Source organism: Desulfobacter vibrioformis DSM 8776, from assembly GCF_000745975.1.
Classification (GTDB): domain Bacteria; phylum Desulfobacterota; class Desulfobacteria; order Desulfobacterales; family Desulfobacteraceae; genus Desulfobacter; species Desulfobacter vibrioformis.
On sequence record NZ_JQKJ01000032.1, the window covers coordinates 26,692 to 40,394 of the forward strand.

General features: G+C 42.0%; 17 protein-coding genes and 1 other RNA gene. 4 read left to right on the forward strand and 14 right to left on the reverse strand.

Annotation, left to right across the window (positions count from 1 at the left end):
* Positions 1–11 precede the first annotated feature (11 nt).
* The gene (locus tag Q366_RS16430) at positions 12–689 is read right to left on the reverse strand and encodes an LOG family protein (protein ID WP_035240922.1); all 678 of its coding nucleotides are present in this window, start codon (positions 687–689) and stop codon (positions 12–14) included.
* Between the two features lie 73 nt (positions 690–762).
* Between Q366_RS16430 and Q366_RS16435 the strand changes: the two genes are divergently transcribed.
* The 4 genes from Q366_RS16435 (at position 763) to ssrA (ending at position 3,814) form a co-directional block, all read left to right on the forward strand.
* Positions 763–1,164, forward strand: a complete 402-nt coding sequence (locus Q366_RS16435) for an HPr family phosphocarrier protein (protein ID WP_245619989.1) — start codon at positions 763–765, stop codon at positions 1,162–1,164.
* On the forward strand, positions 1,151–2,926 hold the full coding sequence (gene ptsP, locus Q366_RS16440; RefSeq protein ID WP_084691873.1) for a phosphoenolpyruvate--protein phosphotransferase: 1,776 nt from the start codon (positions 1,151–1,153) through the stop codon (positions 2,924–2,926). Before Q366_RS16435 ends, ptsP begins: the two co-directional genes overlap by 14 nt.
* A 3-nt stretch (positions 2,927–2,929) precedes the next feature.
* Positions 2,930–3,391 (forward strand): SsrA-binding protein SmpB, encoded by a 462-nt coding sequence (smpB, locus tag Q366_RS16445; protein ID WP_035240925.1) that lies wholly within the window; start codon positions 2,930–2,932, stop codon positions 3,389–3,391.
* 69 nt (positions 3,392–3,460) lie between these two features.
* Positions 3,461–3,814: a transfer-messenger RNA gene (gene ssrA / locus Q366_RS21015) on the forward strand.
* 20 nt (positions 3,815–3,834) lie between these two features.
* On the opposite strand, the gene Q366_RS16450 is transcribed toward ssrA, so the two are convergent.
* The 13 genes from Q366_RS16450 to Q366_RS16505 all read right to left on the reverse strand — a co-directional run.
* Positions 3,835–5,055, reverse strand: coding sequence for a site-specific integrase (locus tag Q366_RS16450; protein ID WP_035240927.1), 1,221 nt, complete (start codon positions 5,053–5,055; stop codon positions 3,835–3,837).
* A gap of 77 nt (positions 5,056–5,132) precedes the next feature.
* Positions 5,133–5,315, reverse strand: coding sequence for a hypothetical protein (locus Q366_RS16455; protein WP_035240929.1), 183 nt, complete (start codon positions 5,313–5,315; stop codon positions 5,133–5,135).
* Positions 5,305–5,883: a DUF4417 domain-containing protein gene (locus Q366_RS16460; protein WP_035240931.1), complete on the reverse strand. Its 579-nt coding sequence runs from the start codon at positions 5,881–5,883 to the stop codon at positions 5,305–5,307. The genes Q366_RS16455 and Q366_RS16460 overlap by 11 nt, the downstream gene beginning before the upstream one ends.
* A complete protein-coding gene (locus Q366_RS21625) occupies positions 5,880–6,116 on the reverse strand; it encodes a hypothetical protein (protein WP_169742983.1) in 237 nt (78 codons plus the stop codon). The genes Q366_RS16460 and Q366_RS21625 overlap by 4 nt, the downstream gene beginning before the upstream one ends.
* Before the next feature lie 43 nt (positions 6,117–6,159).
* A complete protein-coding gene (locus tag Q366_RS16470) occupies positions 6,160–6,798 on the reverse strand; it encodes a hypothetical protein (RefSeq protein ID WP_051958111.1) in 639 nt (212 codons plus the stop codon).
* 84 nt (positions 6,799–6,882) lie between these two features.
* Entirely contained in the window at positions 6,883–8,514 is a 1,632-nt protein-coding gene (locus Q366_RS16475; protein ID WP_035240935.1) for a type II secretion system protein GspD, read from the reverse strand.
* A gap of 64 nt (positions 8,515–8,578) precedes the next feature.
* Complete coding sequence (locus Q366_RS16480) at positions 8,579–9,760, reverse strand: hypothetical protein (protein WP_035240937.1); 1,182 nt, start codon at positions 9,758–9,760, stop codon at positions 8,579–8,581.
* Positions 9,761–9,958: 198 nt separating this feature from the next.
* Positions 9,959–10,885 carry a zonular occludens toxin domain-containing protein gene (locus tag Q366_RS16485; RefSeq protein ID WP_035240942.1) on the reverse strand — a complete coding sequence of 309 codons (927 nt, stop codon included), beginning with the start codon at positions 10,883–10,885 and terminating at the stop codon, positions 9,959–9,961.
* A gap of 36 nt (positions 10,886–10,921) precedes the next feature.
* The gene (locus tag Q366_RS21380) at positions 10,922–11,071 is read right to left on the reverse strand and encodes a hypothetical protein (protein WP_156968204.1); all 150 of its coding nucleotides are present in this window, start codon (positions 11,069–11,071) and stop codon (positions 10,922–10,924) included.
* A gap of 9 nt (positions 11,072–11,080) precedes the next feature.
* The gene (locus Q366_RS16490) at positions 11,081–11,410 is read right to left on the reverse strand and encodes a hypothetical protein (protein WP_035240945.1); all 330 of its coding nucleotides are present in this window, start codon (positions 11,408–11,410) and stop codon (positions 11,081–11,083) included.
* Positions 11,410–12,690: a hypothetical protein gene (locus tag Q366_RS16495; RefSeq protein WP_156968205.1), complete on the reverse strand. Its 1,281-nt coding sequence runs from the start codon at positions 12,688–12,690 to the stop codon at positions 11,410–11,412. The genes Q366_RS16490 and Q366_RS16495 overlap by 1 nt, the downstream gene beginning before the upstream one ends.
* 89 nt (positions 12,691–12,779) lie before the next feature.
* On the reverse strand, positions 12,780–13,061 hold the full coding sequence (locus tag Q366_RS16500; RefSeq protein ID WP_035240953.1) for a hypothetical protein: 282 nt from the start codon (positions 13,059–13,061) through the stop codon (positions 12,780–12,782).
* Between the two features lie 346 nt (positions 13,062–13,407).
* The coding region (locus tag Q366_RS16505) for a transposase (RefSeq protein ID WP_035240955.1) at positions 13,408–13,703 on the reverse strand (296 nt) is incomplete at its 5' end.

Sequence of the window (13,703 nt, forward strand, 5' to 3'; positions counted from 1 at the left end):
TTTAACCATAGTCAGCAACGAGGTGAAGGCCGGTTGTAAAAGTTATCCACCATTTCAAGGGCCTGTTCCGGGGTATCAACCAGTGAAAACAGATCCATATCCTTGGGCGAAATTAATCCGTTTCCGGCAAGTGAGTTTTTAATCCAGTCCAGAAGCCCACCCCAGAATTCTTTATTCATTAGAATGACGGGCTTTTCACGGATACGCTGGGTTTGTACCAGTGTCAGGGTCTCAAACATTTCATCCATTGTGCCAAGTCCACCAGGCATAATGATATAGGCTTGGGCATATTTTACAAACATGACCTTGCGGACAAAAAAGTAATGAAAATTCAAAGATCGGGTCAGGTAGGCATTGCTTTCTTCCTCAAAGGGCAGGGCGATTTTCAATCCCACGGACTCTCCGTTCTGCTCTGATGCGCCCAGGTTTGCCGCTTCCATGATTCCCGGGCCCCCGCCCGTAATAACGGCATAACCGCCAGCTGCAAAACAGGCTGCCGTCTTTCTGGCAATTTCATAATCAGGCTTGCCCTTGGCCGTTCGCGCGGATCCGAAAATGGATACAGCCGGGCCCAGGTCATGAAGTCCGTCTATACCTTCAACAAATTCGCCCATTATTTTAAACAGACGCCATGATTCACCGGATTTGAAATCATCAATGGGATACTGGATGGTCTGGGGTGTGGTCATTTTCAACTCCTCATAAAACGGTTCAGGCTGCAGGTTCGGATCTGCCAATCCAACTGGCTAAAATATATTGAATGTGGTATATCTTATCCGTTTTGAACCGACGGATCAAGACGAACGGTTAACCGTTTCAATTTATTATTTTTTGATGGTAAACAAAGAAAAAACATTTGAAATGACTATAAATTTGGATTTTCAATATGCCGTATTCCGGAAGGCAGCTGTTGTTAATGCCTTGGGAATGCATGCGCGGCCTGCGGCAGTAATTGCCGGGATGGCTCAGGACGCCAGAGGCGACATCTGGTTGTCAAATGGAAAACGCATTGTGGATGCTGCAAGCATTATTGATATTCTATCACTGTGCGCAGGGACAGGGACAAAGGTATCCATTTTTACAGAAAAAAAAGAAGATTCTGCCATAGCGGATAAGATTAAAACATTTTTTGATATCGGATTTGGGGAAAATGAAAATGAATAGAACCGATACGGATCAAATTATTCTCAGGGGGATCAGCGGCTCTCCGGGTATCTGTATTGGAAAGGCTTATCTTGTTGACCGGGAGGGCGTTAATCTTATTATACGCTATCCTGTAAGCCCGGATATGATTCCCAATGAAATAGACCGGTTTAAAAATGCTGTGGATAAAGCCAAAAAAGACCATGCCAAGGCCATTGAGTCTATAGGGGATGATTTAAGCGAGAATCTGAATATCCTTGAAACCCATATGGTTTTGTTCAAGGATAAAATGCTTTACGGCAAAACCATTGATACCATTACCAATGACCAGATCAATGCGGAGTGGGCGCTTCGCCGAGTATCCAGGCGTATCAGCCGGATGTTTGATCAAATCAATGATCCCTACCTTCGGGCCAGGGGCAATGATATCATCCAGGTTTCAGACAAGATAATGAATTATCTGGTGGGCGGGGCTGACCTTCGGATCAGCGAGATTAACAAACGCGTCATCATTGTGGCCCATGACCTTTCCCCCGCAGATACCAGCCAGATTCAGCTTGAGCGTATCAAGGGATTTGTAACGGACCGAGGCGGCAAGGACTCCCATACAAGTATCGTGGCCAAATCCCTTAAGATTCCGTCGGTTTTAGGACTTGGCAATGCCACGGCAAATATAAAGAATGACGCTATCCTTATTATAGACGGATCAGCCGGGATTCTTATCATTAATCCGGATGAAGACACCCTGTTCCGGTATGAAGATAAGATGGCACGGTTTGAAGCCTTCAGGGCTGACATTGAACGGCAAAGCCATCTGCCTGCAATCACTGTCGACGGGATACCCATTAATCTTCTTGCCAATATTGAGCTTGTGGAAGAGGTGGTGTCTGCCAAGGATAATAAAGCGGCCGGTATCGGATTGTTCAGAACGGAATTTTTATGCCTGGACTTGAACCGTTTTCCCACCGAAGACCAAATGCTGCAAAAATACGGGGAACTTGTGGAATTAATGCACCCGGCTCCGGTGACTATACGGACCTTGGATATTAACGGGGACAAGTTTAATCCCTATCTTGATCCGGTGGAAGAGGCCAATCCGGCATTAGGGTTGAGAGCCATCAGGTTTTGTCTGGAGAATGAGGGTATTTTTATATCCCAGATCAAAGCTATTCTACGGGCTGCGGCTTTTGGCAATATTAATCTCCTTATTCCCATGATTTCCTGTGTTGAGGAAATTATCCGCGTTAAGTCATGTATTGACAAGGCGGTTATTGAGCTTGAGTCCGAAGACAAAATTTTTAATAAAGATATCCCGTTGGGTATTATGATTGAGGTTCCTTCTGCCGTGATGATGGCCCGGGAACTTGCCGGGCACGTTGATTTTTTCAGTATCGGCACCAATGATCTGATTCAGTACTCCATGGCCATTGACCGGAGCAATAGCAGGGTGGCGCATCTTTACCAGGCATTAAATCCTGCGGTGCTGAAAATGATTCGTCTCATCGTGGATGCGGCAGTTGAAAACAATATTGAACTATTCATGTGCGGTGAAATGGCCGGTGACGCCATTAATATCCCTGTGCTTCTTGGTCTGGGATTGACCAATCTGTCAATGAACGCCGGGGCTATCCCTGTCATAAAGAAAATGATCCGGTCCATGAATGTATCAAAAGCACGGAAAGATGTTCAGACCATTCTTGGGTTTCAAACGGTTCAGGAAATTGTAGATTATATTCAAAGGGAATACAGGGATCTTCTGCCATACAGGGATAACGAGGAATAAACCATGAATGAAAAATATACCAAACTGATTGCCACCAATAAAAAAGCCCGGCACAATTACCACATTGATGATGAATATGAAGCCGGCATTGTTCTGGTGGGCTCCGAGGTCAAAGCCATCAGAGAGGGCAGAGTCAGTTTCAAGGACTCTTACGCAGATATCAAACACGGCGAAGTGTTTTTACGTCGGCTTCATATCTCTCCTTATGAATATGCATATAATGCCAATCATGAATCCTTGCGCACCCGAAAACTTCTTTTACATAATTATGAAATCAAGAAATTGGTCGGAAAAATAAAAGAGCAGGGATACACCCTGGTGCCATTAAAAATTTATTTCAAAAGTGATAAAATCAAAGTACTTATCGGGCTTGGCAAAGGTAAGAAACTTTACGACAAAAGGGAAACCATTAAAAACCGGGATGTTAAACGAGATATGGACCGGGAAAGAAAAAAATATTCCTGATCATAATAATCATTGACTTCTATTCCGATAGCATTATATTAAGAACAGTTGTTTGATCTTTTAAAATTTGGGGGCGTAATGGTTTCGACGGAGATTTTGAGGTCCATGGTAGCATGTCGAGTGTTTGTCAACTCGTAAACTTGGCATATATAAACATAATCGCAGACGATTATAACTACGCTGTAGCTGCTTAATCAGCTTCCGTCCGCCTGATATCCTTCTTGCAGATTTCAGGACCGGGCGTCGACTTTGCAAGACCGCTTTTGAAATTTCCTGGCTTTCAAAAGTTAAATTTTTCAGGATATACCGGGTAGTATCCATCCTGAAGGAGCCTTCCCGGCCAATTATAAAGTTTAGGATAAGCATGTAGAAGCCTGGGTTGATTGTTTTCGGACGCGGGTTCAACTCCCGCCGCCTCCACCAATTTTATTTAATAAAATAAGCTACTTAATTTTATTTTTTAGGTCAAAAATGTTTAGCGGATGTTTAGCGCCTTTGTTCTGAATCTCGGTAACAGCTTGACGGGCCAGGCGGGATTCATTGACGTCAGGCAACATATATCTTTTAAATGCATCAGAAGCATGACCGGTGGCCCCCCGCTGGATCTGTTCCGGGGTCATAACCTGACCCAGGGCTGTAACGGTTGAATGTTTTGTTCCACCGTAAAGGTCCACACCTTCAATTCCTAAATTATTACAGGCTTTATCCCACCAGACTTTAAAATATTTAGGACCAAATTGTTTCCCTGCCTTAATGCCTTTCTTTGATTTGAGATGTCGAAAAAAGAATGTATCAGGAAGGGCAGGAGGGACCATATTTTTGATGTCTTTTATCATCTGGCAATCTTCCTGTGCCAGGTGAATAAATTTCCCCTTGTCCCCTTCTTTTGGATCTGGGTAAAAAATCCATCCATCTGTTAAATTTATATGCCCTTCTTTTACGTCCCGCATTTCACCTGGGCGGACCTTTGGAAATAATGACAAAAGCTTGATTCCCAACCAGATACGAGGATTTTCGGATTTTGATATATTCCAAATTTCATTTAGAATTTTGGCCTGATCTTCCATACTGACAATAGTACGCCACCCTAATTTATAATGGATATCAGGGAAAACCGGCATTTCAATTTTAGCATTCCGTCTTTCTCGACGAATAACCCAGGTCCAGAAATCATGTAAGGCGGTTTTGTAGTTTGACCGGGTCTTACTGGACAAATCTTTGATGTTAATGAAGAAATCATCAATTTCAGGTTCCTTTATATCCTTGATTTGCATAATGTCCCACAATTCCCCCGCCTTGTTTAAAACACTTTCAATGTGCCTGATTTGCTTCGGGGTTATGGCTTGAGTTTTTTTAAATTCAATAAATTTTTCCCGCAAAGTTAGAAAAGAAAGGGGTTGTTCTTTAGCCCATTCTCTTTGATCGAATTCCCCTCTATCAGTTTGAACCCGGACATGATTTAAATGTCTTTCAGCAGCATTGACAGATTTGAACCGTTTTGTATGTTCTCGACCAAAACGGACTTCACAAGCCCCGGTCCAAATCATTTCAGAATGTTCGGGGCATTGAAGAATACCACGGCCCTCTTTATATTTCAGGATTCCATTCTTCCCTGAATTTTGACACAGAAAACATTTTTGACGGGTGTAAATAGATCCCTTCATACATCCCCCCATAATAAAATCAGTATTGAACCGATTATTATATGTAGAATGCTGAATGAAAGTCAAATTCAGTTCTCTTAAATTTCTTGATCTAATTCACAATAGATGGGGCCTGCATCCGGTTCAATGTCCAGGGGCAGATCCACATTTTCACAGTGAGACACGACCGTGTAACCATCTCCGATCATTTCACCGCCGCATACAGGACAATGGTACATGTATTTCATACCATCGCCAGGTTTCCCCGCTTCAATTTTCATAGCCATTTTTACCCCTCAATTTGAATTGAAAAACTTGTGAATTTTTCCAGACTTCAAGACCCAATTTTGTTCCGAAATGAAGAATTATCTTGGGTTTGATAATTTTATTAAGATTTTCAATCCCATCTACCCATTCTTCATAGTATCCGTTACCTGGGCACCGAACCGCGATTATTGAGAAATCAGGGTATAAATCCTGATCCTGTTTGATTTGATCCGCAGAAACCCAATTTATTGATGGAATCACCCGGACCCCCATGTTTTGCCAGTAAGAGAAGACAGCCAGGGAACGATATAGTTGCCACCGGTTAACCAGGGCCGGAGCCGACGGATAAACAGAAAAATCGGGAGCGATGACAAAATTTAAATCCAAAACCCTTTTAAGCGATAATTCAGGATTGCGCCAACATCCCTCAAAACGGTAGTCCTCAGTGTAACAGTGAATATTTTCCGAATTAAAAACGCCCCAGGGGGACCAGGAAAGATTCTTGTCCAAATCTGCATACTTAAGGCGTGTTTCAATGGGCCATCTTTTTTGGAATACCGAAGGAATACCGTTCTGTCTCATTTTTTACGCCTTTCAAGCTCCTTTTCTGCCCAGTATGCAACGTCATGAATTGACCGGCCCGAAGGATCTTTTTTGCCTTCCAAATACATTGATCTTTTGATGTAATTTTTCAGGCGGTAGTCTTCTACATCCTTAAGCCAATCCCACCTGTCAGCGTTATCATTGTTTTTTTGTACATTTCCCCCTCGACCTCCCATGATGAGACCTCCATAATCAACTGTTTGTTCTGTCAATGCACGGCCGGCGTACTTGGCTACTGGACGGCATGAATTCTTATTATGCAAAAAGTTCTTGCTGAATCGGTTGGAACCCAGGAACAACCGGGGCAAAATATTTCCCGGCACTGCCCCATTGATCTGCCATGGCGTCAGCAATCCCATGGTAGGTCAGGCTCCTGATTTTGGCATCCTTAATTCGGGCATGTGTCGGGGAATGGCGTTTGCCGTCTGCTGTTTTGATCCAGATCGGTTTCACTGTTTTTGACGGAATCAGCAAAGGCAGATTTTTTAACCAAAGACCGGTTTTTTTAGATTCCGGATGTCCGAATTCATAGGGCTGGATATATTGATCCGGCTGGCGAATATAGGTGGAGATAACGCCCTGGGGGTTCTCAATGCAGATTTTTTCGATATCGGCATTAAGCAGGGCGTGGACAAAAAACATTGCGTCCAGGCGTTGTTTCCATCTTTCCGGATTATTTAAAAAAGACCTGTTGCCGGACACAGTAAGGTATGTACATGGCGGGTGAGCGATCATCATATCCCAACCGTCATTGATTACGTCAAAGACATCTCCCTGGTAATGTGGCCCTGGGGATTCTGTCGGAAGCAGATCACAGGACATGGCGTCGTGGCCCCGTTTCAAAAACGCATCACGGACCCGTCCGGAGTATTCACAGGCAACTAAAATTTTCATGGGCTTAAAATTCTTCAATATGATCCTCATGTTGGGGAATGGCGTTTGCCGTCTGCTGTTTTTATCCAAACCGGTTGCGATGTACTAAGCATTTCTATCTAAAACCGTAACCCTCAAGGATACAATAAGATGGAAATTTTCATGGGTTTCTGATTCATATGTAAAAATTTGACCAAACCCGGGAATCCATCCCAGAAGATGTCCCAAAATAGGAATATATGTTTTTGCTGATGCTGTTTCCTCGGTTTGATTACCACCAAGGAAAATAACACCACCGTTGGCAACCAAAATTGTAGATTCAATGCGCTGTTGATCTGTGACAATATCCACGGCATTCTGCTGTACCTGACTTTCGCTGGACACGGATGATACTTCCTGAACAACTTTTAATCTGACGAATTGCCCGTTTGATTCTACTTTAGGGGTAATCTGAAAAGTGACGCCAACGTCTTGGCGGCTAATGTCCGTTCCGGTAGTTTCCCCATCGTTTTTATCGATATTGGCCTTTGTGATGATGGGAACATTTTGACCCACAGTGATAATTCCATCTTGACCAGAGGCGACGGTTAAAACCGGGCTTTGGATTATTCTACCTTTTGAATTGCCTTTTTGGGCACATGCAGTTAACCCGAAAGAATTATTAAACCACTTAAGCAGAACACCTGAATTTTGGGTTAAAAGGGTGGCAGGTAAGATATCATTGAGTTCAAAAATTAAATTCGTGCTGGTGGTTGATAATTTGACTCCAAGTTCATCATATTGGCTGTCCGTAAGGTAGGCAATCACAGCTTCAACTTTTACTTGATAGGCAGTTCCATCAATTTCATGGATCAGGCAGGATGCTTTTTCTACCTGGGGAGTAAGCCCTGTCAACAAAATTTTATCTGTACCAATGACATTGACTGTCAAATCCGGAACTGCGGATTCCAGCAGGGTTTTCAATGCTTCGCCTTTTACTGTGTAAAAATATTCAAGCCGGTCAATACTGTCCAAAATAGGTTTATCTATGGTTTTTAAAATTTCTTTCACAGTATTACGAACGTCAGTGGAACCACGAATGACAATTGCCCGTTGCCAGTAATCCGGATAAAAAGACCCTAAATCAATCATTTTAGTATCAGTAAGACTTTGAATAGCCATTTTTACCGGAATATTTTTCAAAACATAGGATTCAATTTGAGATTCTTTGAACGTAATTTTTTTAATGATAGAATGGCAGTTTTTCAAAAAATCAGAAGTTCCGGTAACAATCACATTATCTTGAAAGAACGAAATACCAGCGGATTCACCGTAGAGCGAAATCAAAGATTGTGCGACTTGTTGAGAATCAGAAGAACCAACAGGATAAATACCAATGCCTTTCGCAAAGGTGTTTATCGTTTCGGTGTTGCGGATAACATACAACCCATTGCCAAGATCATCCACATAAAGACCGGTACCGGAAAGGATGGCAAATAAAGTATTTAAAAGGTTTTGTTTTAGAATCCCTCGCTGAACCCAATTGATAGACGAGTACGAGTTTATGGAATCACTGAAAATAAAGCTGGCTCCCGTAATATCAGAAATTGTGAAAATAACCTCCTCTAATGGTGTTGATTTAAATGAAAACGAATATAATCCCTGATCATTCGAACCTGCCAGGCAAGGAGACATCAGAAAATGAAACATAATTAAAAAAAATGAAAATAATTTTAAAAAAGATTCTTTCGGTATCATGTCGTTTCCTTTCAATATAATCCCCACTAAGCACATTCTGTGCAGCAATGGACTTGCCCAGGGCTTAAAACGGAACCCCGTTAACCTGGCTGCAATCCACACCGATCGAATCCAAAAATCGAATCAGCGTATCTTGATCAGCAAATAAAAAAGTTGAATATCCGTTAACAATCTGTTCATAAACACCAATGAATTTTTTATTTGATTTCAATTGTTTGTATTTTTTTAGAAACCGGCGAAACTGAATAGATTGATCTTTATTTAAAAATAAATGGCAGGGTGGAGGAATCTCACTTTTAAGGACTTTGGCATACCCCCAGGCGCGGCCTATGGATATCACTTCGCCGTTTTCGTCCTCAACTTCATTTGTCTTTCCAAAATATTTTCCAATATAGGATATGGCCTGCCGGGAATGGTGAATTTGCCGGAATGATCTTCTGTGGCATGCGACAACCAGGGCGTTATCATCATCGGTGCCAATAATATCAACCCACTTGGTTAAAATCTTGATACATGTCAGTTGCCAGTATTGGGCTTGTTGTTGTGACAGGCCGGTCAGTGCAATATGGTAATGCGGCAAATAAAAGCCTTTTAATTTTCCGGACTTCCGGTCCGTGAACTCTTTTTTCCAAATTTCTTTAAGGCCGATCGAATGAAGATAGCGTTTTAATTTCTGTAAGCATTCGTTTGCAAAATCCCGTCTTTCTGCAAGGGTTTTTCCAATCATAACGTCATCCGGAAAGGTAAAATCGATCCAAAGCCCTAAATCCAACACGCTTGCCAGAAATTTTTTCAGCCTGGTGGCTGATTTTTTCGATACATTCGTAATTATCCCACGGGTTTCATGGTCCGTTTTGTTAACAATATCCTTTTGTGCATATATGCGGGACTCTGAGCTGATCATTGCCAAATATTGGGCTTTTTCCAAATCCGTTCCATTTTCCGGAAATTTATCAAAATCATAACGATTTTCCCTATATTCATAATGCAGATCGTATTTCGCATTGACTTCCTTCCGGCTTTTTTCATCAAATGATTTGATTTGAGGACATTGTGAATTTTTTGATGTCTCCATGTGCGGATAAAACGGCCTTAATTCGACATAATTTTTATGTACAAAAATATCCTCACCCAGGAAGGCGGGGCGAAGACCATTGGGAATAATAGCGTTCCCAGATATGGCACTTATACAAGCGGGTGCCATAACTCCGGCTGCGCCTACGTTATTATATGTACAATTGTTCATATAATCATCCTCAAAAATAATGCTCCTGGCCGTCCGCTCCGGTGCACCGCTCGGGGGCGAGCCGCGTGCGCTCCGGTGCTCCGGCCAGGAGAAAAAACTTATTATTTTTTATTTTTTGACAAATAGCCTTTGGCATAATCCGCATAACAACGATTCAGATAGGTATTAAAATCAATTTTTCCGGTCATGTATTCATACTCAAGTTTTGTTATGCTGCTTTTGCCGTTTCTCTTTACCTGTTGATAAAGGTGGTCTTTCAATTCTCTTGGGTTCATCTTCTCCCCCTGTTTCTACGGGACAAAGGCAATACAGATCATTGCCGGAAACTTTGACTTTCATGTCAAATTCATTTAAAGGCACAAAGGCATTGGTCAATGGATGCATAACAGTCACATGCCCGTATCCATCCATCCAATAAGATACAGACCGCCATTCTTTTTCTATCTCTTTGGGTTTAGGGATTTTTGAACCTGGATTAGAACTTGAATTTTCGGAGTGAGCAGCCCCGCCGCCTAAATGACTTTTGGCATAATCAAAAAGGAATATAGATATAACCCCCATGCCCACGATAAATAAAAACAATCGAAAAACAGGTTTTTTTGTTTTAACGTCTTCTTTATGACTCATGGATTTATAGGTTTTATAAATGCGGGCATCGGGTTTTACGACAATGGGAATTTGATTTGTTTTGGTGTCGTCGGAATATTCGTTATATTTGAATTCACCAAATACGCTTAAGGTCCTTGGTTTGGCACGGGTTTCGGTCTCAAAAAGGGCAACAATGCCCCGATGCAGTTTTGTGCTGTGTTGGGTGTCGCAAAAAATTGAAAAACCAAAATGCCGATGCTTTTCAAAGAAAAAAAGAACATCGCGGACCCAATTAGCCCGGCCCAGCTCTTTGGAATCAAAATACCTTTGCGATTCTTCAATCAGATAAATAACCGGACCAAATTTATCCAAAAGCTGTTTTTGATAATCATAGGAAAAAAACCAGCGGACTTTTTCATCCAGGAATTTATAATAAAATTCGTCAATGACATCCTGCATGGAATCCATATCGATGTCATTGCCGCCAATATTTTTAATGAATGCCGCTTTGGCCAACTGCTGGCAACGCTCATTCATCAAAGTTTCTATGTCATAGTGTTGGAGGGTCAGGCCTTATATATTGGAAATGAGAACCTTGTCTTTATGTTCATCCTTCAGAACAAACCGTTCAGTCTCTTTGTCCCAGGTGCAAAACAGATCAATGAAGGATTTGACCATCAGGTAAGTTTTACCGGCTCCGGGAACGCCGGTATTTAGTTTCATCACCATGGCTTAGCCTTTATGTAAAAAACCGAGAACAAAACGCATCACAATAAAGGTCGAAAGGATTTGAAAACAGGTTTGCAATTGAAGTCTTTGGGCAATCCAGGCAGCCAAATCGGTAAATTCAACAACCGTGCTCTGATAGGCACTTCCGTCAAAATAAACATTAACAAATTCCAGAACCTTTTCGCCGACAGTATTGAAACTCTTATAAAGCGCCCAGGGAACCAACACCGTTGTCAAACCAAGCATGAGTGCTTTAAAGGCTTTCCAGACAAAAATTGTGATCAATATACTTTTTATTAGCCCAATTATTCTTGATAGATCGAAAACAGGCATTAGAACCCCTTTCCGGTGATCACATGGACCAATCCGATTAAAGTGGTGAAGGAGACTAAAAGATTTCCAAAGGCTATAAATCCGGCTTCTAAATCACTGATGTCCAGAATATGGGTACCTAATTCACCTAAATTCAAGGTTGCCGTTGGGGACCCGCTTGAATATTCAAAGCCGCTGTTCGTAAGGACCGTTGTAATTGGATTGCTGCTTATTAATTCTTGGACCCAGGTTTCCTCTATGAGTTTGCCATGGTCCTGGTAGTCGCCGTCTTCACCTTCAACGAGTTCACCGTTGATATCATCGCCAAGCAGCGAATCAATGTCCATATTTTCAAAATCTGTTTTTCCTTGATTAGCCTCTTCTTTATATTCTTTTTTTGTAGCTTTCAAAAAATCTTCAATATCACCAACGTTGCGATTAGTATTGGCTACAGCGGCCCGCATTTTTTTTACCTGTTCATCTAAAGATTTCCCATAACCAGCTATTTTCCCAAGGCCATCCACGGTTTTAGATGTATTATCAACGGTTTTGGTGGTTTTTTCTGCTTCTGTGTCTGTATCCTGGGAAGGGGTACCTGTTGGCATCTCCGGATCAGCAACAACAGGATCAGGCTGAGTGGGTATAACATCAGGTTCACCAATTTGGGGGAAATCATCATCAGATATGGGTTTATCTCCGGGAGTTTGCCAACCAGAATCATAAACTTTTTCTAAAGGATCAACGTCAACCTCAAAAATATCGCCAGTTACATATTTATCACCCCTGGAAGTTTCCCATAACTCGGCACAAATTATATCAGAGCCAGCACATTTATATTGCCCGATTTTGCGAATTAAATAAGGTTGTTCATCGTCCGGATAAAAATCGTTTTCGTCCGGTATGCCGTCGCCATCTGAATCACCAATTATACAAGCGGTCTGAGTGCCATAAGAGGCACAATACCATGGACCCCATAGCACGGGGACACCTGACACATTCCAACAACCATATTTATTGCGAAGACAAACTAACGATGCACCATTAATTATTATATTCTGATAAGAAGTATCCCACCAACCAGGATCACCAGATGAACATGTACCTATAGCATCAGATCCGGCCCCACTCTCGCGACTACTCTGTGCTATAGCCGAAGCCTCACTCAGAGTTTCTGCATGACCGACAATTTGATCAGAACTACTAAGCCCGGAAGCTACATTCACACAATCTGCATGTGCAAAAGGTGACATTAAACATGCAGATATCAGCACACCGATTAAAAAATATAATAATTGTTTCATTTTTCAATCCTTACAATCCTTATAAAAAAGGGCAGATAGTTGCCTACCTGCCCTTTCAGTGTTTGGGGAATCATGAAACCGGTCTCAGACTAACGGCCCAGGAGTCCCAGGCCTTTTTTGATGCCCCAGAAAGCTACCAGAGCACCAATCAGGAAAGTTGCAATTGCAACATAATCCGAAGTATCAACAGTGACCGTGGACAGATCCAGGGCGGCTTTAGCCGGTTTGGCAGTCAAAACGGTTCCGGTAATGCCCGCACCGATAGCGGCACATGCGGTTTTGGTTTTGTTGGACACTTTGGAAATGCCCGCACCAATGGCGGTGCATACGGTTTTCATTTTGGTGAATACTTTTTTTACGGTCTTTCTCATGGTTCTAATCCTTTTTTTTAAATGTTTTTAATGACGCCGTACCAGAACAGCGCCGCGACAACGATGCCGGCCAAACCCATAAGGCCGGAAAATAAGATTTCTTCGGTTAGTTCCATAGATTCCCCAATCTATGCCCGTTGAATCAGTTTGATAATTGCAACTGGGACAAAAGCTAACAGGCCACCGGCAGAGACAAGCGAGAAAAAGAAGTTGAACATGTCTGCGCCTTGTACGCCTGAAATGAATTCAATGATTATGAGTGAATTGCCGTCAATCATTACAGAACATCAAGGATGGTTATGGCCTGGCCGGACATATTAAGTACATGGACAAAAATAAATCCATATTAAGAAAACGAAACCGTAAATTCCTTACCGACGTTTGCCAATATATTATCTAACTCAGCTTTCAAAAATTCAAATCCTTTATAAGCTGAAGCTGATAACCAGAAGTACTTGATATGTCTCCATAAAATTTCAATCAGATTCAACTCCGGTGAATATTTGGGGATAAAGTAGAGAAAAAGCCCTCTTTCTTCCCATTTCTCAATTTGAGCCTTAAAAATGGAGCTGTGATGTATTGGAGCATTATCTATAACAACGATGGTTCTTTTGGTAATGTAAGATGAAAAAGCATCAAAGC